30 protein-coding genes are annotated in these 24,900 nt (G+C 68.9%); 7 read left to right on the top strand and 23 right to left on the bottom strand.

Annotated features, from left to right (window positions below):
• Positions 1–118: 118 nt before the first annotated feature.
• From BAY61_RS09275 to BAY61_RS09195, 17 genes are all read right to left on the bottom strand, one after another.
• Positions 119–973: an FAD binding domain-containing protein gene (locus BAY61_RS09275; protein WP_091795103.1), complete on the bottom strand. Its 855-nt coding sequence runs from the start codon at positions 971–973 to the stop codon at positions 119–121.
• Positions 970–3,411: a xanthine dehydrogenase family protein molybdopterin-binding subunit gene (locus tag BAY61_RS09270; RefSeq protein WP_091795100.1), complete on the bottom strand. Its 2,442-nt coding sequence runs from the start codon at positions 3,409–3,411 to the stop codon at positions 970–972. The genes BAY61_RS09275 and BAY61_RS09270 overlap by 4 nt, the downstream gene beginning before the upstream one ends.
• Positions 3,408–3,950: a (2Fe-2S)-binding protein gene (locus BAY61_RS09265; protein WP_091795097.1), complete on the bottom strand. Its 543-nt coding sequence runs from the start codon at positions 3,948–3,950 to the stop codon at positions 3,408–3,410. Before BAY61_RS09265 ends, BAY61_RS09270 begins: the two co-directional genes overlap by 4 nt.
• Positions 3,951–4,206: 256 nt before the next feature.
• Positions 4,207–5,331 carry an XdhC family protein gene (locus BAY61_RS09260; protein WP_091795094.1) on the bottom strand — a complete coding sequence of 375 codons (1,125 nt, stop codon included), beginning with the start codon at positions 5,329–5,331 and terminating at the stop codon, positions 4,207–4,209.
• Positions 5,324–6,442: a vWA domain-containing protein gene (locus BAY61_RS09255; RefSeq protein WP_091795091.1), complete on the bottom strand. Its 1,119-nt coding sequence runs from the start codon at positions 6,440–6,442 to the stop codon at positions 5,324–5,326. The genes BAY61_RS09260 and BAY61_RS09255 overlap by 8 nt, the downstream gene beginning before the upstream one ends.
• 52 nt (positions 6,443–6,494) lie before the next feature.
• Positions 6,495–7,385 (bottom strand): AAA family ATPase, encoded by an 891-nt coding sequence (locus tag BAY61_RS09250; RefSeq protein WP_176879462.1) that lies wholly within the window; start codon positions 7,383–7,385, stop codon positions 6,495–6,497.
• A gap of 10 nt (positions 7,386–7,395) precedes the next feature.
• Positions 7,396–7,962 carry a nucleotidyltransferase family protein gene (locus tag BAY61_RS09245; RefSeq protein ID WP_091795084.1) on the bottom strand — a complete coding sequence of 189 codons (567 nt, stop codon included), beginning with the start codon at positions 7,960–7,962 and terminating at the stop codon, positions 7,396–7,398.
• Positions 7,959–8,768, bottom strand: coding sequence for an IclR family transcriptional regulator domain-containing protein (locus BAY61_RS09240; RefSeq protein WP_091795081.1), 810 nt, complete (start codon positions 8,766–8,768; stop codon positions 7,959–7,961). The genes BAY61_RS09245 and BAY61_RS09240 overlap by 4 nt, the downstream gene beginning before the upstream one ends.
• A gap of 10 nt (positions 8,769–8,778) precedes the next feature.
• Positions 8,779–9,222, bottom strand: coding sequence for a 4-carboxymuconolactone decarboxylase (gene pcaC, locus BAY61_RS09235; RefSeq protein ID WP_091795078.1), 444 nt, complete (start codon positions 9,220–9,222; stop codon positions 8,779–8,781).
• Positions 9,219–9,989, bottom strand: a complete 771-nt coding sequence (gene pcaD / locus BAY61_RS09230) for a 3-oxoadipate enol-lactonase (protein WP_091795074.1) — start codon at positions 9,987–9,989, stop codon at positions 9,219–9,221. The genes pcaC and pcaD overlap by 4 nt, the downstream gene beginning before the upstream one ends.
• Positions 9,986–11,329: a class-II fumarase/aspartase family protein gene (locus BAY61_RS09225; RefSeq protein WP_091795071.1), complete on the bottom strand. Its 1,344-nt coding sequence runs from the start codon at positions 11,327–11,329 to the stop codon at positions 9,986–9,988. Before BAY61_RS09225 ends, pcaD begins: the two co-directional genes overlap by 4 nt.
• The gene (gene pcaG, locus BAY61_RS09220; RefSeq protein ID WP_091795068.1) at positions 11,322–11,852 is read right to left on the bottom strand and encodes a protocatechuate 3,4-dioxygenase subunit alpha; all 531 of its coding nucleotides are present in this window, start codon (positions 11,850–11,852) and stop codon (positions 11,322–11,324) included. The genes BAY61_RS09225 and pcaG overlap by 8 nt, the downstream gene beginning before the upstream one ends.
• A 55-nt stretch (positions 11,853–11,907) precedes the next feature.
• Entirely contained in the window at positions 11,908–12,657 is a 750-nt protein-coding gene (gene pcaH / locus BAY61_RS09215; protein WP_091795065.1) for a protocatechuate 3,4-dioxygenase subunit beta, read from the bottom strand.
• 14 nt (positions 12,658–12,671) lie between these two features.
• Entirely contained in the window at positions 12,672–13,847 is a 1,176-nt protein-coding gene (locus tag BAY61_RS09210; protein WP_091795062.1) for a thiolase family protein, read from the bottom strand.
• Positions 13,847–14,623 carry a CoA-transferase subunit beta gene (locus BAY61_RS09205; protein WP_091795059.1) on the bottom strand — a complete coding sequence of 259 codons (777 nt, stop codon included), beginning with the start codon at positions 14,621–14,623 and terminating at the stop codon, positions 13,847–13,849. The genes BAY61_RS09210 and BAY61_RS09205 overlap by 1 nt, the downstream gene beginning before the upstream one ends.
• A complete protein-coding gene (locus BAY61_RS09200) occupies positions 14,620–15,450 on the bottom strand; it encodes a CoA transferase subunit A (protein ID WP_091795056.1) in 831 nt (276 codons plus the stop codon). The genes BAY61_RS09205 and BAY61_RS09200 overlap by 4 nt, the downstream gene beginning before the upstream one ends.
• 171 nt (positions 15,451–15,621) lie before the next feature.
• Entirely contained in the window at positions 15,622–16,572 is a 951-nt protein-coding gene (locus BAY61_RS09195) for a hypothetical protein (protein WP_143021303.1), read from the bottom strand.
• Positions 16,573–16,709: 137 nt separating this feature from the next.
• Between BAY61_RS09195 and BAY61_RS09190 the strand changes: the two genes are divergently transcribed.
• On the top strand, positions 16,710–17,687 hold the full coding sequence (locus BAY61_RS09190; RefSeq protein ID WP_091795049.1) for a 2-hydroxyacid dehydrogenase: 978 nt from the start codon (positions 16,710–16,712) through the stop codon (positions 17,685–17,687).
• Positions 17,688–17,689: 2 nt separating this feature from the next.
• On the top strand, positions 17,690–18,832 hold the full coding sequence (locus BAY61_RS09185) for a glycerate kinase (RefSeq protein WP_420848738.1): 1,143 nt from the start codon (positions 17,690–17,692) through the stop codon (positions 18,830–18,832).
• A gap of 138 nt (positions 18,833–18,970) precedes the next feature.
• Here the strand turns inward: BAY61_RS09185 and BAY61_RS09180 are convergent, their stop codons facing one another.
• The 4 genes from BAY61_RS09180 to BAY61_RS09165 form a co-directional block, all read right to left on the bottom strand.
• Positions 18,971–19,267, bottom strand: a complete 297-nt coding sequence (locus tag BAY61_RS09180; protein WP_091795043.1) for a HesB/IscA family protein — start codon at positions 19,265–19,267, stop codon at positions 18,971–18,973.
• Between the two features lie 91 nt (positions 19,268–19,358).
• Entirely contained in the window at positions 19,359–20,060 is a 702-nt protein-coding gene (locus BAY61_RS09175) for a UdgX family uracil-DNA binding protein (RefSeq protein WP_091795040.1), read from the bottom strand.
• Positions 20,057–20,515, bottom strand: coding sequence for a hypothetical protein (locus BAY61_RS09170; RefSeq protein ID WP_245865943.1), 459 nt, complete (start codon positions 20,513–20,515; stop codon positions 20,057–20,059). Before BAY61_RS09170 ends, BAY61_RS09175 begins: the two co-directional genes overlap by 4 nt.
• Complete coding sequence (locus BAY61_RS09165; protein ID WP_091795038.1) at positions 20,512–20,877, bottom strand: hypothetical protein; 366 nt, start codon at positions 20,875–20,877, stop codon at positions 20,512–20,514. The genes BAY61_RS09170 and BAY61_RS09165 overlap by 4 nt, the downstream gene beginning before the upstream one ends.
• 192 nt (positions 20,878–21,069) lie before the next feature.
• On the opposite strand from BAY61_RS09165, the gene BAY61_RS09160 reads away from it, so the two are divergent.
• From BAY61_RS09160 to shbA, 5 genes are all read left to right on the top strand, one after another.
• Positions 21,070–21,480 (top strand): STAS domain-containing protein, encoded by a 411-nt coding sequence (locus BAY61_RS09160; protein WP_245865941.1) that lies wholly within the window; start codon positions 21,070–21,072, stop codon positions 21,478–21,480.
• A gap of 85 nt (positions 21,481–21,565) precedes the next feature.
• A complete protein-coding gene (locus tag BAY61_RS09155; protein ID WP_091795035.1) occupies positions 21,566–22,015 on the top strand; it encodes a GtrA family protein in 450 nt (149 codons plus the stop codon).
• A gap of 11 nt (positions 22,016–22,026) precedes the next feature.
• On the top strand, positions 22,027–22,368 hold the full coding sequence (locus tag BAY61_RS09150; RefSeq protein ID WP_091795032.1) for a YidH family protein: 342 nt from the start codon (positions 22,027–22,029) through the stop codon (positions 22,366–22,368).
• The gene (locus tag BAY61_RS09145; RefSeq protein WP_091795029.1) at positions 22,365–22,664 is read left to right on the top strand and encodes a DUF202 domain-containing protein; all 300 of its coding nucleotides are present in this window, start codon (positions 22,365–22,367) and stop codon (positions 22,662–22,664) included. The genes BAY61_RS09150 and BAY61_RS09145 overlap by 4 nt, the downstream gene beginning before the upstream one ends.
• A gap of 191 nt (positions 22,665–22,855) precedes the next feature.
• The gene (gene shbA / locus BAY61_RS09140; protein ID WP_091795026.1) at positions 22,856–23,527 is read left to right on the top strand and encodes an RNA polymerase sigma factor ShbA; all 672 of its coding nucleotides are present in this window, start codon (positions 22,856–22,858) and stop codon (positions 23,525–23,527) included.
• A 22-nt stretch (positions 23,528–23,549) separates the two neighbouring features.
• Here shbA and BAY61_RS09135 read toward each other — a convergent pair whose 3' ends face one another.
• Both BAY61_RS09135 and BAY61_RS09130 read right to left on the bottom strand, forming a co-directional pair.
• On the bottom strand, positions 23,550–24,536 hold the full coding sequence (locus BAY61_RS09135; RefSeq protein ID WP_091795023.1) for a TIGR03557 family F420-dependent LLM class oxidoreductase: 987 nt from the start codon (positions 24,534–24,536) through the stop codon (positions 23,550–23,552).
• A 26-nt stretch (positions 24,537–24,562) separates the two neighbouring features.
• Positions 24,563–24,862, bottom strand: coding sequence for a WhiB family transcriptional regulator (locus tag BAY61_RS09130; protein ID WP_091798503.1), 300 nt, complete (start codon positions 24,860–24,862; stop codon positions 24,563–24,565).
• Positions 24,863–24,900 lie beyond the last annotated feature (38 nt).

Below are 24,900 nucleotides of genomic sequence, written 5' to 3'. Positions count from 1 at the left end.
ATCATCGCCATCCATCGGGGCACCGGGCCTGCCTGACGCACTCACCGGCATGACCGGAAACCGCCCCGAAGCCACCATAGTCCCGATCTCGGCGACCACGGTGACCTCGGGGCCGCGATCAGCCCGCGACGGCTGCCGAAATCGCCCTTCCGGTGAGCACCCTCGCGAGGTGCTGGCGGTACTCGACGTCGGCGTTGCCGTCGACCGTCGGGTTGGTTCCCTCGGCGGCGTGCTCGGCCGCCGCGCGAATCGCTTCGGCGGTCGCGGGCTGCCCCACCAGTGCCGATTCGACTCCGGTCGCCCTCACCGGCACCGAGGACATGTTGGTCAGCCCGACCTTCGCCTCGGCGATGGTGTCGCCGTCGGTGCGCACGGTCGCCGCGACGGCCACCATCGACCACGCCTGTGCGACCCTGTTGAATTTCTCGTAGTGCGCCTGCCATCCGGTGTGCTTGGGGACGCGTACCTCCACGAGGATTTCGTCGGGCCGCAGCGCGGTCGTGAAGAAGTCGTCGAAGAAGTCGGCGGCCGCAACGGTGCGACGTCCGTCCATTCCGCACACGACCATCTCGGCATCCAGCGCGAGCGCCGGCGCGAGCAGGTCACCCGCCGGATCGGCGTGCGCGATCGAGCCACCGAACGTACCCCGGTGGCGCACCTGTGGATCGGCGACGGTGTCGGTTGCCTTGACGAGCAACGCCGCGTGGTCGGCGATCAGCGGATCGCGCTGCACCTCGTAGTGCGTCGTCATGGCACCGATGACGAGAACGTCGCCCTCCTCGCGCACACCGCGCAGTTCCGCGACTTTGCCGAGATCGACGATCTTCGTGGGGGCGGCGAGCCGCATGCGCAGCACCGGAAGCAGGCTCTGTCCTCCGGCGAGCACCTTGGCGTCTTCTCCACCTTCGGCGAGCGCCCGCACCGCGTCATCCACAGTGGACGGTGCAACGTACTCGAAAGGGGCGGGAATCACTGCGCACCTCCGCGATTCGCGTCGATCGAACCGAGACCGCCACCGGCCTCGGCACCTGGGCCGCCCGCCGCGGTCTCGCCGGTGTGGATGGCCCTCCACACCCGCATGGGCGTCGCGGGCATCTCCACGTCGCTGACACCGTAGGGCCGTAGCGCGTCGACGATCGCGTTGATCACGGCGGGTGTCGAGGCGATCGTGCCTGCCTCGCCGACTCCCTTGACCCCGAGCGGGTTGGTGGTCGACGGGGTTTCCGTACGGTCGGTGGTGAACGAGGGAAGGTCGGCGGCCGATGGCAGCAGGTAGTCGGCGAACGTACCCGAGGTCAGCGTGCCGCCCTCGTCGAATACCGCCTCCTCGAAGAGCGCCTGCGCGATGCCCTGCGCGAGCCCGCCGTGCATCTGGCCTTCCACGATGACCGGGTTGACCACCTTGCCGACATCGTCGACGCAGACGTAGGAACGCAGCCTGACCCTTCCCGTCTCGGTGTCGATCTCGGTCGCGCACAGGTGGGTTCCGTGCGGGAACGAGAAGTTCTCCGGGTCGTACACGGCTTCCGAATCGAGGGAGGGCTCGACTCCGTCCGGCAGATCGTGCGCCATGAACGCGGCGAAGGCGACCTCCTGGATGGCGGTGGAACGGTCGGTTCCGGCGACCGTGAACTTCCCCTCGGCGAATTCGAGGTCGTCCTCGGCGCATTCCATCATGTGCGCCGCGATCTTCTTGGCCTTCGCGACGACCTTCTCGGATGCCTTGACGACCGCGATGCCGCCCACGGCAAGCGATCGCGAGCCGTAAGTGTCGAGTCCCTTCGGCGACGAATGCGTGTCACCGTGCAGCACTTCGATGTCCTCGAACGGGATACCGAGCTGATCGGACACGATCTGGCTCCACGCCGTCTCGTGTCCCTGCCCGTGCGCCGAGGAGCCGGTGATGACCTCGACCTTGCCGGTCGGCAGCATGCGGATCGCGGCGTGTTCCCAGCCGCCCGCGCCGTAGTCGAGTGAACCGAGCACCCTCGAAGGAGCGAGCCCGCACATCTCGGTGAAGGTCGAGATGCCGATGCCGAGTTGCACGGGATCGTTGCGCTCGCGCCGCTCCCGCTGTTCCCTGCGCAGTCCTTCGTAGTCGAACAACCGCATGGCCTTGTCGGTGGCCGCCTCGTAGTTGCCGGAGTCGTAGGTCAGCGTGGAAACGGTGGTGTAGGGGAATTCCTCGTGCGTGATCCAGTTCTTCCTGCGCAGCTCCATCGGCTCGATACCGAGTTCGGCCGCGAGTTCGTCCATGATCCGCTCGATGCCGAACGTCGCCTCAGGACGGCCCGCGCCGCGGTAGGCGTCGGTGAGCGTGGTGTTGGTGAACACGTTGGTGCAGGCGAAATGGTAGGCGGGAATCTTGTAGATGGCGTTGAACATGAACGCGCCGAGAATCGGCACGCCAGGCCCGACGAGGCCGAGGTAGGCGCCCATGTCGGCGAGCAGTTCCACCTTGAGCCCGGTGACCTTGCCGTCCCGGGTGGCCGCGATGGTGAGGTCCTGGATCTGGTCGCGGCCGTGGTGGGCGGCGGTCATGGTCTCCGAACGGGATTCGGTCCACTTGACCGGCTTTCCGGTCTTCTGCGCCACCAGCAGCGCCATGATCTCCTCCGGCAGCACGGCGATCTTGCCGCCGAAACCGCCGCCGACATCGGGCGCGATGACCCGCACCTTGTGCTCAGGCAACCCGAGCGTCAGCGCGGACATCGTCTTGAGGATGTGCGGCACCTGAGTGGACGACCACATTGTCAACTGCGGCGCGGTGGGGTCGACGACCACAGAGCGCGGTTCCATGAAAGCGGGAACGAGCCGCTGCTGCCGGAACCGGCGCTTGAGCACCACCTCGGCCTGGGAGATGGCCTCCTCGACGTCACCGCCGGAGCCTGCCTCGCCGGAATCGAACTTCCACAGCGCGTTGCGGTTGGTGCCAAGGTCCTCGTGCACGAGCGGAGCGCCGTCGGCGAGCGCGTTCTCCAGCCCGAGCACGACGGGCAACTCTTCGTAGTCGACGTCGATGTCGGCGAGCGCGTCCTCGGCTTCCGCTGCCGACCTCGCGACGACGACGGCCACGCCTTCGCCGGCGAAGTTGACCGTGCCCTGGGCCAGCACCGGCCTGCGCGGCGACTTCATGTCCGGGGTGATCGGCCACGCGCACGGCATGCCGATGGCGCCGCCGGGATCGAGGTCGTCACCGGTGTACACGGCGAGCACACCCGGCTTCTCCTTGGCCGCCGAAATGTCGATGTTGACGATGCGAGCGTGCGCCATCGTGCTGCGCAGCACGGCGAGGTGCACCATGCCGGGCAGGCTCATGTTGTCGGTCCAGCGGGTGCGGCCGGTGATCAGCCGCGCGTCCTCTTTGCGGAGCCTGGCCTTGCCTACCTCGGGTTCGGCTGTCGCGGTCATTCGCCACCTCCGCCGACACTGGATGCCGTCCTGCTTCCGGTGGCCTCGTCGACGCGCTCGGCCTCGGGACCGGCGCCTGGTCGCATGTGGTCTGCCGCGTCCCTGACCGCTTTCACGATGTTCTGATAGCCCGTGCAGCGGCACAGGTTTCCCTCAAGGCCCTCGCGCACGGCGTGCTCGTCCGGTTCGGGATTGTCGGCGAGCAGGTCGATGGACTGCATGATCATCCCCGGTGTGCAGAACCCACATTGGAGCGCGTGGTTGTCGTGAAATGCTTGCTGCACGGGATGAAGCTGACCGTCGCGGGCGAGTCCCTCGATGGTGGTGATCTCTGAGCCGTCGGCTTGCACGGCGAGCACGGAGCAGGATTTGACGCTGTGCCCGTCGAGATGGACGGTGCAGGCTCCGCAGTTGCTGGTGTCGCATCCAACCACGGTTCCGACCTTGCCGAGCCGCTCACGCAGGTGGTGCACGAGGAGCGTGCGAGGCTCGACATCGTCGGTGTAGCTGGTGCCGTCGACTGTGACGGTTATGCGCATTGGGCCTCCTGTGGTGGCTCGGCCCGCCACGCGAGCGGGCCGCTGGGGAACGGCCTGAGCCGATCACCGTCGCCGGTGATCGGCCTCACAAAGGCGAGCCTGCTACGTCGTCGTCTTCCGGACAACCCCCGGCTGGAGAGGCGACCTGCCCTGATCCGCGAACGCGGTCCTATCATCCAGGCTATTTCCGCACCTGCGGATATCCGTCCCTCGATCGGTACCAGCCTTTTCAACGGATCGGCAAAACTCAGGTCCGCTAACGTTCCTGCTCTCCGTGGATGCGGCCTTCGAGATCGGCGAGCCGCCGCCCGCCCCCGCCCCACCGCAACGCGATGATCTCCGCCGCGATCGACACCGCGGTCTCCTCGGGGGTGCGCGCGCCGAGGTCGAGGCCGATCGGCGACGCGAGCCGCTTCAGTTCACCATCGGTCATCCCGGCTTCCCTGAGCCGAGCCAGCCGGTCGTCGTGGGTTCTCCTCGACCCCATCGCGCCGATGTAGCCGACGCCGAGTCGCAACGCGACCTCCAGCAGCGGGACATCGAACTTCGGGTCGTGGGTCAGCACGGTGATGACCGTGCGGCCGTCGACGCGGCCCTGCTCGGCCTCCGCGCTCAGGTAGCGGTGTGGCCAGTCCACGACCACCTCGTCGGCATCGGGAAACCGCGTCCTGGTGGCGAAAACGGGCCGCGCGTCGCACACGGTCACCTGGTAGCCGAGGTAGGAACCCATCTTGGCCATCGCCGCCGCGAAGTCGATCGCGCCGAACACGAGCATCCTCGGCGGCGGCTCGAAGGTGTTGACGAACACCGCCATGCCCTCGCCTCTGCGCTGACCGTCCGGTCCGTAGTGCAGGGTGCCCGACCGGCCGCCTGCCAGCAGGCCGCGCGCGTCGTCGACGACCGCGTCGTCGATCCTGCCCGAGCCCAGTGTTCCCTCGGCGCCGTCAGGCCACACGAGCATGCGCTTGCCGAGCAACGCCGCTTCCTGGTGCTCGATGACGGTCACCACGGCGACCGGCCTGCCCTGTCGCACCGAGTCGATGAGCGCGCCGAGTTCCGGCATGGATTCGCGGTCGACGTGCTCGACGAAGATGTCGATGATGCCGCCACAGGTGAGGCCGACGGCGAAGGCGTCGTCGTCGGAGACGCCGTAGCGCTGGAGCACCGGAACCCGGTCGGCGACGACCCGCTGCGCCAGCTCGTACACCGCGCCCTCGACACAACCGCCCGAGACGCTGCCGACAGCGGTGCCGTCCGCCCCGACCAGCATCGCGGCACCCGGCGCTCGCGGCGCCGACGAGAAGGTCGCGACCACGGTTCCCACCCCGACCGTCTCGCCTCCGGACCAGCGCCGGTGGAGTTCGTCAAGCACGTCATGCATCGCGGATCTCCCGGAGAAGTCGTTCCAACGTGGCCAGACTGTGCCCGGCCAGCAACCGGTCAACGTGCGGGAGCGCGGCGGCGATCCCGGATTGGACAGGGGCGTAGCCCTCGCGCCCCGCGTGTGGATTCACCCAGAACACCCGGTGCGCGAGCCTGCGCAGCCGCGCGGTCTGCTCACCGAGCAACGTCGCGTCGCCCCGTTCCCAGCCGTCGGAGAACACCACGACGATGGCTCTGCGCGCGAGCCCCCGCTGTCCCCAGCGGTCGAGGAATCCGCGCATCGTCTCGCCGAGCCGGGTCCCGCCCGCGAAGTCGGCGACGGCCTCGCCTGCCGCGAGCATCGCGCGCTCGGGATCGCGCTGCCGCAGTTGCCGGGAAACCCTGGTCAGCCGGGTACCGAGAGTGAAAGCCTCGACCCGCTGCGGCGCGGAGCGGACGACGACGTGGACGAAGCGCAGCAGCGAGTCGGCGTAGGGCTTCATCGAACCGGACACGTCGACGAGGAACACGACGCGGCGAGGACTGCGGCCGTGCTTCGCGTAGGAGAGCGCGCCAGGCTCGCCACCGCGGGCGACCATGGCGCGCAACGTCCTTGCCTGGTCTAGTTTTCCGCGTTTCGCCGACCGGTAGCGCAGCGAGGAACGCAGGGGCAGCACCGGATCGAGCTTCGCGAACAGTTCCCTGAGATGGCGGCGTTCGGCGGAGCTGAGCTCGCCGAGATCGCGGTCCCTCAGCACTTCCACGTCACTGGCCGCGACGCTGACCTGCTCGCCCTCCTCTTCGGTCTCCCCTTCACCGCCGGACTGCGTCACGAGCGCGGCCAGCTTCGGCTGCCTGGGCTGCGGGACTCCGCGTTGCCTCGGCCGGAGTTCCGTCCCGCCGAACCAGGCCGCGAACGCCTCGTCGTAGCGCGGCAGATCGTCGGGGTCAGCGCACAATGTCAGCCTGCCAGCCCAGTAGAGCTGGGCCGGATCGCCGACGTCGAGCCGTTCCACCGCCGTCAGGTATGCCTGCACCCTGTGCGCGTCGCAGCCGAGTCCCGCCTGCCGCAACGCCGAGGCGAAACCGACGAGACCTGGCAGCGGATCAGGGCGAGCCGACGCGGTCATACCGCCATTGTGCCCCCAACCGGGGGCAACCGGCCCTCACTGTCGCCGGCGCTCAGGCGAGCAACGTGTCCAGCTGCGCCTTGACCCTGTCGAGGTCCTCGCTGTACTTGAGCACCGCGCCGAGCGTGGCCGCCGCGACCTCGGCGTCCAGTCCGTCGCGACCCAGTGTCCGCAGCGCCCTCGCCCAGTCCAGCGTCTCGGCGACACCGGGCGGTTTCAGCAGTTCCATGGCGCGCAGCCGATGTACCGACTCGGCGACCTGCTCGGCAAGCCGCTCGCCGATGCCGGGGATCCGGCTGCGCAGGATCGCGATCTCCCGCTGCAAGCCCGGATGTTCGAGCCAGTGGTAGAGACAGCGGCGTTTCAGCGCGTCGTGCACCTCGCGGGTGCGGTTGGACGTGAGCACCACCAGCGGCGGGGTTCGCGCCTTCACCTCGCCGTACTCGGGAATGGTGACGGCGTTCTCGTCGAGCAGCTGCAACAGGAACGCCTCGAACTCGTCGTCGGCCCTGTCGATCTCGTCGACCAGCAACACGCACGGCGCGCTCGTCAACGCCTTGAGCAGTGGCCTCGCCAGCAGAAACCGTTCGGTGTAAAGGGACTGCTCGGCGACCTCGGCGTCGAGTTGTCCTCCCCCGGCGGCCTCAAGCGCGCGCAGATGAAGAAGCTGGCGGGGAAAGTCCCACTCGTACAGTGCCTGTGCCGCGTCGATTCCCTCGTGGCACTGCAACCGGATCAGCGGCAGGCCGAGCCCTTCGGCCAGTGCCACCGCGAGCGACGTCTTGCCGGTGCCGGGCTCGCCCTCGCAGAACAGGGGTCTGCGCATCCGCAACGCGAGGAACGCGGCGGTCGCCACACCGGTATCGGCGAGGTAGCCGATACCTTCCAGTACCTGGGCCAGCTTTTCCGGTGAGTCGAGCTTCTCCGCCGTTTCGTCCGTCACCTCTGCCAGCCTAGAGCCTCAGATCGGCTGGTGTGTCCACGTCGGTGCCGTCACCGATGTCGCCGCACTCGACCAGCCGCACGTCGCGGCGCCCGGAAAGCCAGCCTCGCGCCCCGTGGTCACCGCGCAGGCTCGCGGCGATCTCGGCGAGCCAGTTCGCGCCGAAGAGCACGGGATGTCCTGGCACACCGGCATAAGCGGCCCTCGCGACGATGTCCGGCCCGGCTATCGCGCGCAGTCTCGCGATCACGTCGGCTCCCACGCCTGGCAGGTCGACCAGATGCACCAGCACGGCGTCAGGCCCGGTATTCGTGAGAGCCAGCAGCCCCGTTCGCAGCGAGGCACCCATGCCATCGGCCCAGTCAGGCGCGAACACCGTGCTCGCCGGTCCGGGAACCAGCTTCGCCGCGTCCTCGGCGCGAGCGCCGAGAACCACGAGAACCGGATCGCACCCACCACGGGCCAGCGCGTCGGCGGCCCTTGCGACCAGCGGGATGCCCTCGACCTCGACGAGCGCCTTCGGGGTGCCGAAGCGGCGGCCCGCTCCGGCCGCGAGCAGCAGCCCCGCCGTGTTCACGACACCCTGGCAGGCGAGGTCATGGCCAGATCGGCCTCGATGTCCTTCGCCGTGGCCAGCAGGGGCGGAAGCAGTTCGGCCACTGCCGATTCCGGCGTCGTCCTGCTGGCGTGAGTGGAAAGGTTGATCGCGGCGACCACGCTGCCGTCTGGCCCGTGGACGGGCACGGCGACCGACCGCAGCCCCTCTTCGAGTTCCTGGTCGACCAGCGCGAAGCCCTGCCGCTTCACCGAAACCAGCTCGGCCTCCAGAACGGAGCGGGACGTGATGGTGTGCGACGTGAGCGCGGTGAACGTGGCCTTGGCGAAGAACTCCTCCAGCGCGGCGGCGTCGAGACCGGCGAGCAGCACGTGTCCCATCGACGTGGCGTGCGCGGGAAACCGCGTTCCCACGTTGATGGTCACCGCCATGATGCGCGAGACGGCGACCCTCGCCACGTAGACGATCTCGGTGCCATCCAGTACCGAGACCGAGCTGGATTCCCGCACCTGCGCGGAAAGCCGCTCCATGTGCGGCTGGGCCACCTCCGGGAGCGAAAGGCTCGACAGGAACGCGTACCCGAGTTCGAGCACCCTCGCCGTCAGCGAGAAGTACTTGCCGTCAGTACGGACGTAGCCGAGGTCGACGAGGGTGAGCAGGAACCGCCTCGCCGCCGCCCTCGTCAGCCCGGTCGCCTTGGCGACATCGCTCAGCGTCAGCACCGGCGACGCGGCGTCGAAAGCCTTGATGACGGCCAGCCCGCGTTCCAGCGACTGCACGTGATGCGTCCCGCGAGCCGGGTCGGCCACGCTGTCCTGGTGTTCCATGCCGGTCAATTTATCCGCCCTGCTGGGCGCCCGCCTCACCGGCGGCGTCCTGCTCCTCCAGTTCGGCCAGCGTGCGCGCGGCGATGGCGAACGCCTCGTTCGAGGCGGGCACCCCCGCGTAGACACCGGTGTGCAGCAGTACCTCGGCGATCTCGTCCTTGGTGAGACCGTTGCGGACGGCGGCCTTCACGTGCATGGCGATCTCGCCGTGACAGTGCAGCGCGGTGAGCACGCCGAGCGTGACGCAACTGCGGGTCTTGCGGTCGAGACCGTCCCTCGTCCACACCGAACCCCACGCCGACCGCGTGATGTAGTCCTGGAAGGGCTGGGTGAACTCGGTGGTGCCCGCGACGGCGCGATCGACGTGCGCGTCGCCGAGCACTTCGCGGCGGACCCGCATCCCGGACTCGTACGCGGGATCCTCGGGACTACCGCCAGTGTCGTTGTCGCTCATCGCGCGCTCTCCAGGTGTTCGACGATCAGGTCGGTGAATTGCTTCGGCTGCTCGACGTTGCCGAGATGCGCCGCCTGCTCGACGATCGCGAGCCGCGCGCCGGGCACCGCGTCGGCGATGACCTTGCCGTGTCCTTCCGGCGGGGTCGCCGGGTCGTCGGCGCCGGAGATCACCAGTGTCGGCGCGGCGATGCGGGGCAGGTCGGCGACGAGGTCCATGCCGCCGATGGCCGCGCAGCAGGCCGCGTATCCCTCGGCGGGCGTCGCCGCCGTCATGTGGTGATATTCGCGCGCGGCCTCCGGATTCGCGGCGAGCCATCCGGCTGTGAACCAGCGGCCGATGCTCGCGTCGGCGACGGCGGTCATCCCTTTGCTTCTCGCCAGTTCGGCCCGCTGCGCCCACGTCTCGGGGCCGCCCAGCATGGCCGACGTGCAGCACAGCACGAGCGAGCGCAGGCGCTCCGGCCTGTTGATGCCGAGCCACATCGCGGTCATGCCGCCCAGCGACAGACCGACGACGTGCGCGCGCCGTACGTCGAGGTCGTCCAGCAGCTCGGCCACATCGCCGCCGAGCTCGGCCAGCGAGCACGGCGCGGGAGGCACCGGAGTTCTGCCGTGCCCGCGCTGGTCGTATCGCACGACCCGGTACCCGGCCTCGGTCAGCGGGGCGACCTGCGGCGCCCACATGCTCAGGTTGCTGCCGATCGAGCCGGAGAGCACGACGACCTCACCGTCGGCCGGCCCCTCCGCGACGTAATTGACCTTCACGGTGTCGCTTCTCCTGTCTTCTCGCGGTGTGCGGCCAGCACGCGGCGCACGAACTCCTCCGCGCTGCCGAGATACCCCGCCGGGTCGAGCAGCTCCGTGATGCGTCCAGCCGAAAGCTGCTTACCCACCAGCGGATCGGCTTCGAGAACATCGGCCAGCGGCGTGCCGTCGGCGACGGCACGCGCGCAGCACGCGGTCACCGCGTCGTGCGCGGCCAGCCTGCCCACCGAAGGTGCCAGCTCGGTGGTGACGCGCTCGGCGAGCAGCAGCCCGCGACCGGAGTCCAGGTTGGCCCGCATCCGCGCGGGGTCGGCGCGCAGCCGTCCGAGGCTCGTGCGCAGCCAGTGCGCGGCGGAACCGGTGCCGCGCAACAGATCCGTGAGCGGCAGCCACTCGGCGTGCCATGCCCCGGCCGCCCGCTGATGTTCCTGCTCCATCGCGGCGAGCAGGTCGGCCACCAGTCCCGGTGCCCGCTTCGCACTGGCCAGCGCCGCGACGGCCGCGACCGGATTGCGCTTGTGCGGCATGGTCGACGACCCGCCGCTGCCCTCAGGGCCCTGCTCGACGACCTCACCGACATCGGTCTGCGCCAGCAGCACCACGGTTCGCGCGATACCCGAAACGGCCCCGGCCGTCTCGCCGAGCGCTCCGGCCAGCCTCGCGATCGTCGTGCGGTCGGTGTGCCACGGCAGCACCGGCTCCGCGAGGCCGAGCCTCGCCGCCATCGCCGAGGCCACGGCGGGCCCTTCGCTGCCAAGCGAGGCAAGCGTTCCCGCCGCGCCACCCAACTGGACGGGCAACCGCACCGAGGCCAGCGACTCCTCCGCGTTGCCGAGCGCACTCAGCCAGCCCGCCGCGACGAGCCCGAAAGTCACCGGCAACGCGTGCTGCGACAACGTCCGTCCAACCTGGACGGTCGCGATGTGGTCACTCGCGAGCGCCGCCGCCGCGTCCCCGGCCGCCCGCACATCGCCGAGCAACGACGCGATGGACCGCTTCGCGACCAGCATGGCCGCCGAGTCCAGCACGTCCTGGCTCGTGGCACCGCTGTGAACGTGCCGTGCCGCCGCACCGCCCACCCGCTCCGTCAGCGCCCGCACCAGCGGACCGGCCGGGTTGCCGATTCCCGTGGCCGCCCTGCCCAGCTCGGCCACGTCGTAGGATTCCGCGACGCACGCGGCTCCGATCGCGTCCGCGTGCTCGCGTTCGATCAGACCCACGTCCGCCTGCGCCGAGGCCAGCGCGGCCTCGACATCCAGCATGGCCTGCAACCACGCGGGATCACTCGTCGTCTCGGCGACAGGACCAGCAGCGAGTACGGAATCGAAAAGCTCAGACATCAAAGAACACTGTCTCGCCTTCACCCTGCAAGCGCACGTCGAACCGGTAACCGTCGCCCGTCTTCTCCGCGATGAGGGTGTTCCTCCGCTCGGCCGGGACGGCGGCGAGCGCCGGGTCGGCCGCGTTCGCCCGCTCGTTCTCAGGGAAGTAGATGCGCGTCACCACCCTGTGCAGCAGGCCCCTCGCGAAAACGGAAACATCGATGTGCGGCGCCTCGCCAGGCAACTCGCCGGGAACCACGGTGAGGATGCCGAACTCACCGGCGTCGTTGGTGGCAGCACGGCCAAATCCTCGGAAACCCGGTCGAGCGCCGCGCGGATCCTCCGGATGATCGAAGCGGCCATCGGCGTCGGCCTGCCACGTTTCGATCATGGCATCCGGAACTGGAGTGCCCTCGCCATCGGTCACCACACCACGAATCCACACCGCGCCGGGAGTGCCCTCGGCGACAACCGTCGGACCGTCCTCCCATGGCAACCCGATCGAGAGGTAGGGGCCGACGGTCTGTGACGGAGTACTCATGCGTTCCCCTCAAAGCGTTGCGGGACAACGAATTTAGGACAAGGGCGATTGTGGCTCATTCGTCCTCCTCCTCGTCTTCCTCGTTCTCGAAAGGCGTGGCCTCCGCGCCCCGCAACACGATGTCGAACTCGAAAGCCAGCGCCCATTCCGGCATGGTGCGGCTCATGTCGAACCTGGACACCATGCGCTGCCGTGCCTTCTCGTCCGGAACCGAGTTGAAGATGGGGTCCTGGAAGAACAACGGGTCGTCCGGGAAGTACATCTGGGTGACCAGCCGCTGTGTGAAAGCCGTGCCGAACACCGAGAAGTGGATGTGCGCCGGCCGCCACGCGTTGTCGTGGTTCTTCCACGGGTAGGCGCCCGGCTTGATGGTGACGAACTCGTACCTGCCCTCGGCGTCGGTGATCGTCCTGCCGACGCCGGTGAAGTTCGGGTCGACCGGGCTCGGCCAGTTGTCCCACACGTGCCGGTACCGGCCGCCCGCGTTCGCCTGCCAGATCTCCACCAGCGAGTTCGGCACCGGCTTCCCGTTGCCGTCGAGCAGTTTGCCGTGCACGAGGATCCGCTGCCCCTGCGGTTCCTCGGCGTGCTGCCGCGTCAGGTCGTTGTCGAGTTCGCCGAGCCTGCCAGGACCGAGCAGCGGTCCCGTCACCTCGGTCAGCTTGTGCGGCAACAACACCAGCGGCTGTTTCGGATGCCGCAGCCGGGTCGACTTGTAGCCGGGATCGTCCAGCGCCGGATGCGTTCCCTCCGGATCGCGCCGGTATTTCGGCAGTATGAGCCCCGACTCCGTTGACGTGGTCATGGATCCTCCTTGGTTCATGCCTCCAGCACGACGGCCAGCCCCTGACCGACGCCGATGCAGATGGCGGCGAGGCCCCAGCCTCCGCCGCGGCGGCGCAATTCGTGAGCGAGCGCACCGAGAACACGGCCACCGGAAGCGCCGAGCGGATGCCCAATCGCGATCGCTCCCCCGTTGACGTTCACGATCTCCGGATCGAGCTTCGGCCAGTCCGCCAGGCAGGCAAGCGATTGCGCCGCGAACGCCTCGTTCAGCTCGACCGCCGCGAGATCTTCCCACCCGATTCCCGCTCGCCGCAGCGCGATCTCGGCCGCGCGCACGGGCCCGACACCGAACACGTCGGGATCGACACCGGCCGCTCCCCTGCCGGCGACACGCGCCAGCGGAGTGGCACCCAGCTTTTCCGCGCCCGTCTTGTCGCCGAGCAGAACAGCGGAGGCGCCGTCGTTGAGCGGGGACGAGTTTCCCGCCGTCACCGTCCCTCGTGGACGGAAGGCGGGTTTGAGCTTGGCCAGCTTGTCCATAGTGGAGTCGGCCCTGATGCCCTCGTCCCTGGTCAGACCGGTGCCCTCGACCTCGACGACGTGACCGTCGTAGAAGCCCGCTTCCCATGCCTTCGCCGCGTTGTGGTGGCTGCGCAGCGCGAACTCGTCCTGCTCCTGCCTTCCGATGCCGTACCGCTCGGCGAGCAGTTCGGTGCTCTCGCCGAGCGACACCGTCCAGTGCGACGGCATCGCGGGATTGACCATCCGCCAGCCCAGCGTGCTGGAGAACAGCGTCTCGTGCCCGTTAGGGAACGCCTTGCCAGGCTTGGGCAGCACCCAGGGCGCCCTGCTCATCGATTCGACGCCGCCAGCGACGACGACGGAGGCGTCGCCGACCGCGATCGCGCGGCTGGCCTGCATGACGGCGTCGAGTCCCGAGCCGCACAGCCGGTTGACGGTGCTGCCGGGAACGCTCGTCGGCCAGCCAGCGAGCAGGGTCGCCATCCTCGCCACGTTGCGGTTGTCCTCACCGGCGCCGTTGGCGTCACCGAGGATCACCTCGTCGACGGTGGCCGGATCGAGGTCCCCGCGCCTGGCGAGCGCGCTCAGCACGTGCGCGGCGAGGTCGTCGGGACGTACCCCCGCCAGCGCGCCGCCATAGCGGCCGAACGGCGTCCGCACGGCGTCGAGTACGAAAACGTCGCTCATCACGCCTCCTTCAGCGCCCGCAGCGTGGCGAGCTCGGTCTCGGAAGGCGGTTCCGTGCGGGAAAGCCCGTCCGACACGCGCAATGCCCAGCCGGTGGCCTCCCTCACCTGCTCGATCTCGACGCCAGGGTGCAGCTGACTGAGCACCAGCTCCGAGGTCTCCGGATCGGGCCTCAGCACGCCGAGATCGGTGATGATCAGCGTCGGGCCAGCGCCGCGAAGGCCGAGCCGTTCGCGGTCGCCCTTGCCGGAGCCGTGCCCGAACGACGTCACGAAATCGACCTTGTCGACGAAGCTGCGGGTGCTCTGCCGCATCACGACGAACACCTCGCCACAAGAGGCCGCGATCTCCGGCGCGCCACCGGCGCCGGGCAGCCTGACCTTGGGGTCGGCGTAGTCGTCTCCGATGACGGTCGTGTTGATGTTGCCGAACTTGTCGAGCTGGGCGCCGCCGAGGAAACCGACGTCGATCCTGCCCGGCTGGAGCCAGTAGTTGAACACCTCGGGCACGCTGATCACGGCGTCGGCGGTCTCGGCGAGGATGCCGTCGCCGATGGAAGCGGGCAGCCTGCCGGGTTTCGAGCCGAGCGTGCCCGATTCGTAGATGAGCACCAGGTCGGGTGCATGCGTGCGGCGGGCGAGGTTCGCGGCGGTCGAGGGCAGCCCGATGCCGACGAAGCAACGCTGTCCGTCGGACAACGCCCTCGCCGCGGCGATCGACATCATCTCGTCGGCCGTGTAGGTCCCCGACGTCTCCGGCACGGTGGTCGCGGTCATCGGAACGAAGCCTCCTCGCTCACTTCGGTGAACACCTTCTCGCGAAGCCAGGTCTCGAACGAGTCCCTCTTTCGCCCAATGGAATCCCATTCCTCGTAGTAGGCGTTGTCGCGCTCGTAATAGCCCTGCGCGTAGGAAGGGTGCGCGCCGCGCGGCGCCTCGGCCACGCACGTCACCGCCCAGTGCGGCAGGATCACCTGGCCAGCGACCGGTTCGAGGTCGTCGACGACCTCCTCGACGGTGACGAGGCTGCGCTTGGCCGACAGCACGGCCTCTTTCTGCACCCCGACCAGCCCCCACATTTGTACGTTGCCCGACCGGTCGGCGCGCTGAGCGTGGATCACCGAAACGTCGGGGTTGAGCGCGGGAACGGCGGCGAGCTGCTCACCGGTGAACGGGCAGGTGATCTGCTTGATGGTGTCGGTGTGCTCGGGCAAGTCGGTGCCCCGGTAGCCGCGCAGCACCGCGAACGGAAGACCAGAGGCCCCCGCGACGTAGCGGTTGGCCATCCCGGCGTGACTGTGCTCCTCGATCTCCAGCGGCACGGGCCACGCGTTCTGTACCGCGTCGCGAAAGCGATGCAGCGAGCCGACCCCGGGGTTGCCGCCCCAGGAGAAGATCAGCTTTTTCGCGCATCCCGCGCCGATGAGCTGGTCGTACACGATGTCCGGGGTCATGCGGACCAGCGTCAGGTCCCTGCGTCGCTGCCGGATGATCTCCTGGCCCGCCGCGTGCGGGATGAGGTGTGTGAACCCCTCCATGGCGACGGTGTCGCCGTCGTGCACGAGCCTGCCGACTCCCTCGGCCAGCGAAACGATGTCTGCCACAATGCCACCTCGTCGTTCGCCCACGTTCGCATTACGCACAAACGTTCTTAATAAGAACTTATCCGGGCACGCGGACGTCCGTCAACCGGAGCGGCAAACGGGAGAGGACAGCAGCGCGCTCCGGCTCCTCGACCGAGGAACCGGAGCGCGGGAAGTAGAGAGAAAGACGCCTCAGAACCGGCCCGGTCGCACCAGCCGATCCCGCGTCCAGAGCAGGAACAACGCCCCACCCGAGCACAACACGCCAAGACAGGCGGTGAGCAGGTACAGCGTCGACAACGTGTGCTCGAACATCAGCACCCACGCGCCCTGAACGCTGATCTCCACGATCGCCCTGATCGTGAGATAGAGCTGCAACGCGGCCAGCGTCAGCCCGGCTCCCGCACCGGCGCTGACCCCCTTGATGACCAGCGCGCCCACCACGAGCAGCGCGACCACGAGCGCGGCGCGGTACCAGTCGCCGTCGGTGCCGACCTGCGTCGGCCCGTCCACCGACGCGTCGACCAGGTACCGCAGGTAGCCGTCGAAGCTGGAATGCAGCCGGGCACGCAGGTACAGGATCCAGCCGAGCTCGGCCAGCCCGTAGACCACGAGCAGCGACCCCGCCACCACCTGGCCACGGGGCACGATCCGCCCCGGCACGTCCTGTTCCGGCTCCTTGGCCCTGAGCATCAGCAGCAGCACGACGACCGAGACGACGAGGCCGAAAGCCCTCGCGGCCAGCACCCATCCTCCCGCGAACTCGGTGCGGTAGGCGTGCAGGTAACCGGGCATGAACAGGCCGACGACCTCACGCAGCGAGAGCGCGAGCAACATCCACATCAGCAACAACGCCGCGCCACGGGCGACCTTGCGCAGGCACAGCGCGAGCACACCGACGACGATCAGCGCAATGGCGAACGCCCACTCGTAGGGACTCAGCAACTGCAAATCGACCCGCTCGGCGCCGACGAGCCCGCCGATGAACTCACCGGCACTCGTCGTCCTGATGGTGAAGCCGTAGATCACCCAGCCGACCAGTACCGCCCCGAACAGCACCAGCAAAACCCCGGAAGCCACGTAGTGCCCGGTGAACTCACGGGCGGCAACGCCCTTGCGTCGCGCCTGGTCGTGCGTGTTCATCACCATCAAAGCCCGGTCAACCCCTCTCCTGCGAGGGCTCATTATGGGACAGCGCACTTTCTTCGCGCTTTCGCCGACATCCGGCCGATAGGGTTGCCCGTGGCACCACGGCAGTCGCACGGACGGGAGCTGACGGGATGGCACCACAACGACCCCGGATCGTGGTGACCCGGCGTATCGCCGAACCCGCGATGGCGATCCTGCGTGCCGCGGGGGACGTCTGGTCACCAGAGCCCGATCGCGCACTGCCAGCCGACGACCTGCACAAGGCGGCCGCCGGAGCCGACGCGGTGGTGAGCACCCTCCAGGACGACATCGACGGCACCTTCGCCGACGCGGCCGGACCCGGACTCAAGGTCGTCTCCACGGTGGCCGTCGGCTACGACAACATCGACGTCGCCGCGCTGAGCAGCCGGGGCATCGTCGTCACCAACACTCCTGGCGTGCTGACCGACGCGACGGCCGACCTCGCGTTCGGGTTGCTGCTCAACGTCACCCGCAGGCTCGGTGAGGGCGAACGGCTGCTGCGCTCGGGCACTCCGTGGTCGTTCCAGCTCGACTTCATGCTCGGCGCCGGGCTTGGGGGCAAGACACTCGGCATCGTGGGACTCGGCCAGATCGGGACCGCCATGGCCCGCAGGGCCCGCGCCTTCGGGATGACCGTCAGCTACACGGCGAGGCGAAGGGCCGCGCCCGAGCTGGAAACCGAACTCGGTGCGACCTACCTCGCACTCCCGGAACTGCTCACGAGCAGCGACGTCGTCTCGCTGCACTGCCCGCTCACTCCCGAAACGAGGCATCTCATCGACACCGGAGCACTCGCCGCCATGAAGCCGTCGGCCTACCTGATCAACACGACGAGAGGACCGGTCGTCGACGAGGCCGCGCTCGCCACCGCGCTGTCCTCCGGTGTCATCGCGGGCGCCGGGCTCGACGTCTTCGAGAACGAGCCCGAGGTCCATCCAGGTCTGCTCGGTCTCGACAACGTGGCGCTGGCCCCTCACCTCGGCTCGGCGACGGTGGAGACCCGTACGGCGATGGCCGAACTGGCCGCCCGCAACGCGGTCGCGGTACTCGCCGGAGACGAACCGCTCACCCCGGTGCGGGGGCGATGACCATGCGCGTCGTCGTGGCTCCTGACAAGTTCAAGGGCAGCCTCACCGCGGTCGAGGCCGCGCGGGCGATCGGCGAGGGCGTGCGTGCCGCGCTCCCCGCCGCCGAGATCACCCTGTGCCCGGTCGCCGACGGCGGTGAGGGCACGCTCGACGTACTGCTCGCGGCGGGAGGGCGGCGCGAGCGGCTGCGGGTGCGCGGCCCGCTCTCCGCCGACGTCGACGCCTCCTACGTCGTACTCGACGGCACCGCCTACATCGAATCGGCAAGGGCGTGCGGCATCGAGCACGTCGATCCCACTCCGGAGACCGCGCTGGGCGCGCACACCTTCGGGGTCGGCACCCTGATGCGGCACGCCATCGAGGGCGGCGCGCGCGGGCTGGTGCTGACGGTCGGTGGTACGGCCAGCACCGACGGCGGCGCGGGCATGCTGCTCGCGCTCGGCGCCGAGCTCACCGACGAAGCCGGTGCTCAGGTGGGCCTCGGCGGCGGCGCGCTGCGCGACATGACGTCCGCCGACCTGAACGCGGTCCGTGAACTGCTCGGCGACGTGACCGTCAGGGTCGCCACCGACGTCACCAACCCCCTGCTCGGGCCGGAGGGGGCAGCCGCGGTCTTCGGCCCGCAGAAGGGCGCCGGTCCCGCCGAGGTCGAGACTCTGGAGGCAGGGCTGAGGGCACTGGCCGATGCCCTTCGCGACGCCGGCGGGACCGCCGTACACGACCTCGCGAGCTCCGGCGCCGGTGGCGGGATCTCCGGCGGCGCGATGGCGGCGCTGGGCGGTACGGCCGAGTCGGGGTTCGATCTCGTCGTGGAACTCACCTCGGCGGCGGCCGCGGTGAGCACGGCCGACCTGGTGATCACCGGTGAGGGTTCGCTCGACGCGCAGAGCCTCGCCGGCAAGGCTCCGGCCGGTATCGCCGCGATGGCGAGGAAGCATGGGGCCGCGGTGCTCGCCGTGGCGGGCAGGGTCGCGCTCAGCCCCTCGGAACTCGCCGGAGCCGGTATCGCGGGGAGCCGCGCGCTGATCGACGCGGCACCGTCACTGGAGGTCGCGCAGCGGGACGCGTTCTCGCTGCTGCGCTCACAGACGGCGGAACTGGTGACGGCGTGGTCAGGCGAGCCGAGGACCCAGCTCGCCCGCTGACCGGGACCCGGCACGCCGGGAGTCCGATATGGACAGCCCTGCTCCGGTCCACAGTAGACGTCGCGGAAGGATCACCGGTGGCCGCCGACTGGATTGTGGCTCACCACCGATGACCAGCTCCGAATTCGCCTGGCCGCCTCAGCCTTCCGGCTGCTGCATGACGGCGAAGTTCAGTTGGCCCTGTTCGTCCTGCTGAACATCGAGAACCTTGTCGTCGAGGAACGAAGCCGCTTGTGGCTCAAGGAAAACCTGGGCACCGCTGTTGGTGCCGAGCACCTCGTCGCCGTCCTCGGGAGCGGGGGCGATCGAGAGCGCGAGCTGCGCCCCTGATTCGTTCTCCTCCCGCACCGCGAATCGCAGCCCAGCCGATTGCTGACCGTCCTGCGAGGTCAGCGCGCTGATCGCCTCGACGGCAGCGTCAGTCATGGCAAGCATGTTCGACGTTTCCCTTCGGTTGCTTATATGGCTGCCACCCCCCACCGTAGGGGTGTCGTGTGTTCAGCGCCGCCCAGGCACGCCCATTCACCTAGGTCGGGTCGGTTGATTCCGAGGCAGCCGCTCTGAGATCGGAAACAAATTCGTCATAGGCGTCCGTCCTGTCCTCCCCCTTCGCTCGCAGTATCGCCGAGGGATGTACGGTGGCCAGCACTCGCGGAGCCGCCTCCGGCCGCTCCGCCATGGCGTTGTGTTCAGGCAAGTCCTGTGGGCCGAGCAGTACGCCACGCTCGCGAGTGACGCGAAAATCGTTGCCCAGCAAGGATTGCGCGGCGGTCGCACCGAGACAGACGATGATCTCCGGGCGCACGGCGGCCAATTCGGCAAGCAACCACGGTCTGCACGCGGCGATCTGACCCCGGCTCGGCTTCTTGTGAATCCGGCGCTTCCCGCCCTCGTCCCTCGTGAAGCGGAAGTGTTTCACCGCATTCGTGAGATAGGCCATTTTCCGGTCCATTCCGGCGTCCGCCATCGCGTGGCCGAGCAACCGCCCCGCCGGTCCGACGAACGGTTCACCCTGCCGGTCCTCCTGATCACCCGGCACCTCGCCGACCAGGAAGAACCGCGCGGACGCGGGGCCAGACCCGAACACGGTCGCCGTCGCGTCGCGATAGAGCGCGCAGCCACGGCAACCACCGGCGGCGGAACGCAGACTCGGTAAGCCCCCTCGACGAGGCAGGAAGTCTTGCGCGCCTTGCGATCGCGTCGCGGTCGCACCCTCGCCGCCGGTCACCGCTCACTCCGGTTCACGTCATTCACATCACTGGCCCACGCGAGAACATGCGCGATCGCGTCGAGCCTCGCCAGCGGGTCGGGGTCGGTGCACACCAGGCCGAGTTGGAACCTGGCGTCGTCGGATTCGGAGTTCAACGCGGCGACGACGGCACGCAGCACGGCACGCAACGAGGGGCGCACGCTGTCGATACCGACGACGGTGTCCCGATCGTCGAGCAACTCGACCGTGTGCCAGCCCGGGCTTCCTTCCGCGCGTTCGCGTTCCAGTCCCGACACGACCGTCGCCACCAGTTGACCGAGTACCGGCCGCAGCAGCCTGCGCTGCGCGGATACTCCGGCGATGAGATTGCCCAACATAGGTGACAACGTGTCGAGGTCACCCAGCCTGCCCGCCGTGAGCAGCCGGTCGGTGGCTTCGCGCACGGCCGGTTCACCCGCCTCCCGGTGATTCACTCGCCGACGCCTCGCGGCGTGCGCAGCGCACGGGCGACCGACCCACCCGCCTCGTCGGCGTTCTGCCGTTCCCCCTCCGCCTCGGGGATACCGCCGGTTTCGTCAGGCGGTTCACCACCCGGTACGTCGGGACGCTCTTCGGCAAGGCGTTCGTCCAGCGTTTCTCCCTGCCGCTGTTCGAAGGGCGTCGTGCCGGATCGCTGCGCGGCGCTCCACCGCTCCGGCGGTTCCACGCCCTCTTCCAGTGGGTCGAGGCTCAGGCTGTCCTCGTCCAGATCCTCGGCGCTACTGAGAGCGGCCGGATCGGTTTCGACACCCTCGCCGGGATCGTTCGTGCCGTCCATGCCGTCGCGTGCACTCATCGCCCGCCTCCCTGCGGTTTTCCGGACCGGCCCGTCCCGCGTGGTACCCGCGAGCCCATATGGCAAACCAAGCCACGCCACGAGGCGAAAAGCGTGTGAAGCGTTGCACTCCGGCCCTTGCGTTGGTGTCGTCCCGCTTCCTACGGTGGGCCCCCGGAGGCAAGCACCGAACCCGGTATTGGAGGGATGGCAGTGCGAAGCACCGAGGCACCGATTCCGGCGGAACGACCCGGCGCTCCGGAAGGAGACCAGCACGGGTTGCGCATCGAGAGCGACACTTTTCCCGGCGGGATACTCGTCGGGAGGGTGACCGGCGAGATCGATCTGCTGTCAGCCCCTGATCTCGCCGCGTGGGCCGAATCGGCCCGCACCGGTTCGGCGCACGTCGTTCTCGATCTCGACGGTGTCGGTTTCCTCGGCTCCGCGGGGCTTTCCGTGCTCGCCGAGCTTTCCGGCGCCGCCGATCGCGGCGAGTTGCGCCTCGCCGTCGTGGCGACCACCAGGATCGTGCTGCGGCCACTGGAGATGACCGGGGTCCTCACGCGGCTTTCCGTTTTCTCCTCGGTCACCGACGCGGTCGCCGCCGTCGGCGCGACGGACTGATATTCGCGCGCGAGGTCGGCCGGATCACAGCGGCCGGCCGGTCCGTCGACATTCGCCCCCGGTGAAGTCTGGGTAACGTTGCCGCATGACGGCAGCGCCGGTATCCGGCCCCCGGTCACCGGCCAGGAACCGGGAACTGGGCAGGGACGCCTTCTGGTACGTCACGGCGGGCTGCCTCACCACGATCACCCAGGCGCTGCTGTACCTGCTGCTGCGGGAACCGGTGGGCGCCCACGTAGCCAACCTGGCCACGATCGCGGTCACGACGGTCGCCAACACGGAATTCCACCGCCGGATCACCTTCGCCGGCGCGGTCGACGCGCCGGCGAGGCGGCACATCCAGACCGTCGCGACCTTCGCCTTCTACGCGCTGGCCGGAACGGGAGCCCTCATGCTGGTGCAGGCGACCGTGGCCGTCCCGTCGCCGGTGCTGGAATCGCTGGCGCTGGTGGCAACGAGTCTCGCGGGCGGCGCGGTCCGGTTCGTGCTCCTGAGGTCGTGGGTTTTCGTCCGCCGCGTCAAGATGGCCTCGTGAGTGAACGCCGGATGAGCACCCCACGCGACGACGAACCGGACTACCGGTTCACCCTGGCCAACGAACGGACGTTTCTCGCCTGGATCAGAACGGCGCTCGGACTCGTCGCCGGTGGCGTCGCCGTCCATCAGCTCGTGCCGGGGCTGTCCACGTCGGCCGCGAGAACCGGGCTCGCCGTGCTGTGCCTCTCGCTCGCGGCGATCCTCGCGCTGACGAGCTTCCCCCGCTGGCGCCGGGTCCAGACCGCCATGCGGCGCGGGGACCCGCTTCCGCGCAGCCCACTGCTGATCGTGCTCACCGTGGGGATACTGCTCATCACCGTCTTCGCGGGCGTGCTGGTGATCAGCGGATGACGGAAGGTCTTCAACCAGAGCGCACGGGACTCGCCTGGCAGCGCACGGCGCTGGCCGCTGGCGCCTGTGCCCTGCTGCTCCTGCACTCCGCCGCGAGGGAAGGCTGGGGCGTGCTCACGGTTCCCGCCGCGCTCGCCGGGGTCAGCGCGCTCGTGCTCGCCGTCGCCGGTACGTACCGGGACCGGGCGCTTCGCGGCTCAGCCGAACCGCCAGAGGCGGGCGCGGGCCTTGTCGCGGCGGTCGCCGTCGCCGTCACGGCTACCACGACCGCGACACTTGTCACCCTGATGCTGTAGCTGTTGGTCACGCTCGTGCAAACGGGGCAAATTTTGTTGATACCTGGATTACCCGAAGGGAGGCATCTAGGATCACCCACAGTGGCTGTCGGGAAGGCTGGCTCCCCGCACCTCCGTCCCGCGGCCCACCTGTCCGCAGCCGTCCTGGACCCCTGACGGTGACAACACTGTTCATGGTCTGGGAGCCGACTATGGAAAGCGTCACCTCTACCATCGCCCCTCCGCGCGTCCGGCCGGCCGAGCTTGCCACCGACGGCGCGGACACAGCCGACGCGGCACGGGGTGAAACACTCTCGAAATCGGAACTCGATCCGGTCGTCCACGCGGCGGCATCCGGCGATCCGCTCGCCGTCTCGACACTGCTCACGATGATCACACCGGTGGTGACGCGGTACTGCAGAGCACGGCTCGGCCGACGCGACCTCTGCTACGTCTCGGCCGACGATGTCGCGCAGGAAACCTGTGTCGCCGTGTTGAAAGCACTGCCCAGCTACCAGGACCGCGGTGGGTCATTCCTCTTTCTCGTACACGCCATCGCGTCGAACAAGGTCTCCGACGCGTTCCGGCTCGTGTCCCGCGACCGCTCCGATCCCACCCCCGACGTGCCCGAATCGGACACGATGGACAACGAGCCCGAACGGCTGGCGCTCAACACGGACCTGGGGCAGCGACTGAGCAACCTGCTCGGACATCTTCCCAGCACCCAGCGGGAAATCGTCGTTCTGCGCATCGTCGTCGGCCTTTCGGCCACCGAGACGGCCGAAGCTCTCGGCCTGTCCTCCGCCAATGTCCGGACGTCACAGCACCGTGCCCTCAGCCGTTTGCGAACGCTCATTGACAGAGAAAGCGAGTACGTCGCCTGAGCGAAGGCCGCCGCCGCGGTGATCACGCCTCCGGCGAGGCCGACCGCAGCGCGGGCAGCAACTCGTTCTCCGCCGCGGCGAAGAACTCCTCCTGCCGGTCCCCGCCGATCTGGACCAGCGCGAGATCGGTGAATCCCGCCTCCCAGAACGGCCGCGCCGCGGCGACGACTTTGTCGGGGTCGGCACCACACGGGATCGAGTCGGCGACGTCGTCGGGACTCACGAACTGAGTCGCGCCCGCGAACCCAGAGGGGCCCGGCAACTCGGCGTTCACCTTCCAGCCACCGGCGAACCAGCGGAACTGTTCGTGTGCCCTGCGCACGGCGGCCCGCTCGTCGATGTCCCAGGAAACGGGCAACTGCCCGATCTTGCGAGAGGATTCCTCACCGATGGCCGCTCGTTCGGCGTCCCATTGCCTGCACAGCTCGCCGTTGGGTTCCACGGCGATGAGCGCGTCGGAAGCCAGCGCGAACCGCGCGACGGACTGCTCGCCCGACACCGCGACGCCGATCGGAGTCCTTCGTCTCGGCAGATCCCACAACTTCGCCGAATCGACGCGATAGTGCTTGCCCGCGAAGTTGGTGTAGCCACCGGCGAAAAGGCCGTCGATGATCTGCAATGCCTCGCTGAGCATTTCGTGCCTGACGTTCACCGGCGGCCAGCCGCCGCCGACGATGTGCTCGTTGAGGTTCTCGCCCGCGCCGAGCCCCAGCAGAAACCGGTCACCGGACAACAACTGGATTGTCGCGGCCTTTTGCGCGACCACGGCGGGGTGATAACGCAGCAGCGGGCAGGTCACGTAGGTCATCAGCTCGACCGACGTGGTCACCTGCGTGACCGCGCCGAGCACGCTCCACGCGTAGGGGGCGTGTCCCTGCTCGGCGAGCCATGGCGAGAAATGGTCGCTCATCACTTCGAAATCGAAACCCGCCGCCTCGGCGGCGGCGGCGTGCCCGACCAGATCGGCCGGGCCCGCCTGCTCCGTCATCAACGTGTAGCCGAATCGCACTAGGCTCCCCCGATGCGGTTCGCGCCTCAGCTCGGCGCCGGTTCCATGTTCTTACGCCGCGCGATCGCGTCCCTTCGCTCGGACTCGTCCAGGCCGCCCCAGACCCCGAACGGTTCCTGAACGGTCAACGCGTGGTGGCGGCACTGCACGATCACCGGGCAGGTGCGGCACACCTCCTTCGCGCGTGCCACGCGGTCCGCGCGCGCGAAACCCCGTTCGCCGTCGGGGTGGAAGAACACCGAACTGTCGAGATTGCGGCAATTGCCGTTCCTCTGCCATTCCCAGAACTCAGCGACCGGAGTCGGCAAGCGGGACGTCTCAGCCATGTGCGTGATCACCTCCGTGGAACAGACCGAGCGGTCGT

The sequence above is a fragment of the Prauserella marina genome (genome assembly GCF_002240355.1).
Taxonomy (GTDB): domain Bacteria; phylum Actinomycetota; class Actinomycetes; order Mycobacteriales; family Pseudonocardiaceae; genus Prauserella_A; species Prauserella_A marina.
Note: the sequence above shows the minus strand (reverse complement) of the source record. Positions and strands in the feature narration are given on the sequence as shown.

Bases quoted from the DNA above. Each gene is read 5' to 3' on its own strand.
- BAY61_RS09225 (WP_091795071.1), bottom strand. From the start codon at position 11,329: ATGTCTGAGCTTTTCGATTCCGTACTCGCTGCTGGTCCTGTCGCCGAG.
- BAY61_RS09195 (WP_143021303.1), bottom strand. From the start codon at position 16,572: ATGAACACGCACGACCAGGCGCGACGCAAGGGCGTTGCCGCCCGTGAG.
- BAY61_RS09145 (WP_091795029.1), top strand. From the start codon at position 22,365: ATGACGGAAGGTCTTCAACCAGAGCGCACGGGACTCGCCTGGCAGCGC.
- BAY61_RS09260 (WP_091795094.1), bottom strand. From the start codon at position 5,331: ATGCATGACGTGCTTGACGAACTCCACCGGCGCTGGTCCGGAGGCGAG.
- BAY61_RS09165 (WP_091795038.1), bottom strand. From the start codon at position 20,877: ATGAGTGCACGCGACGGCATGGACGGCACGAACGATCCCGGCGAGGGT.
- BAY61_RS09210 (WP_091795062.1), bottom strand. From the start codon at position 13,847: ATGAGCGACGTTTTCGTACTCGACGCCGTGCGGACGCCGTTCGGCCGC.
- BAY61_RS09150 (WP_091795032.1), top strand. From the start codon at position 22,027: ATGAGCACCCCACGCGACGACGAACCGGACTACCGGTTCACCCTGGCC.
- BAY61_RS09155 (WP_091795035.1), top strand. From the start codon at position 21,566: ATGACGGCAGCGCCGGTATCCGGCCCCCGGTCACCGGCCAGGAACCGG.
- BAY61_RS09185 (WP_420848738.1), top strand. From the start codon at position 17,690: ATGCGCGTCGTCGTGGCTCCTGACAAGTTCAAGGGCAGCCTCACCGCG.
- BAY61_RS09205 (WP_091795059.1), bottom strand. From the start codon at position 14,623: ATGACCGCGACCACCGTGCCGGAGACGTCGGGGACCTACACGGCCGAC.
- BAY61_RS09130 (WP_091798503.1), bottom strand. From the start codon at position 24,862: ATGGCTGAGACGTCCCGCTTGCCGACTCCGGTCGCTGAGTTCTGGGAA.
- BAY61_RS09240 (WP_091795081.1), bottom strand. From the start codon at position 8,768: ATGGAACACCAGGACAGCGTGGCCGACCCGGCTCGCGGGACGCATCAC.
- pcaH (WP_091795065.1), bottom strand. From the start codon at position 12,657: ATGACCACGTCAACGGAGTCGGGGCTCATACTGCCGAAATACCGGCGC.
- pcaG (WP_091795068.1), bottom strand. From the start codon at position 11,852: ATGAGTACTCCGTCACAGACCGTCGGCCCCTACCTCTCGATCGGGTTG.
- shbA (WP_091795026.1), top strand. From the start codon at position 22,856: ATGGAAAGCGTCACCTCTACCATCGCCCCTCCGCGCGTCCGGCCGGCC.
- BAY61_RS09255 (WP_091795091.1), bottom strand. From the start codon at position 6,442: ATGACCGCGTCGGCTCGCCCTGATCCGCTGCCAGGTCTCGTCGGTTTC.
- pcaC (WP_091795078.1), bottom strand. From the start codon at position 9,222: ATGAGCGACAACGACACTGGCGGTAGTCCCGAGGATCCCGCGTACGAG.
- BAY61_RS09180 (WP_091795043.1), bottom strand. From the start codon at position 19,267: ATGCTTGCCATGACTGACGCTGCCGTCGAGGCGATCAGCGCGCTGACC.
- BAY61_RS09190 (WP_091795049.1), top strand. From the start codon at position 16,710: ATGGCACCACAACGACCCCGGATCGTGGTGACCCGGCGTATCGCCGAA.
- BAY61_RS09265 (WP_091795097.1), bottom strand. From the start codon at position 3,950: ATGCGCATAACCGTCACAGTCGACGGCACCAGCTACACCGACGATGTC.
- BAY61_RS09270 (WP_091795100.1), bottom strand. From the start codon at position 3,411: ATGACCGCGACAGCCGAACCCGAGGTAGGCAAGGCCAGGCTCCGCAAA.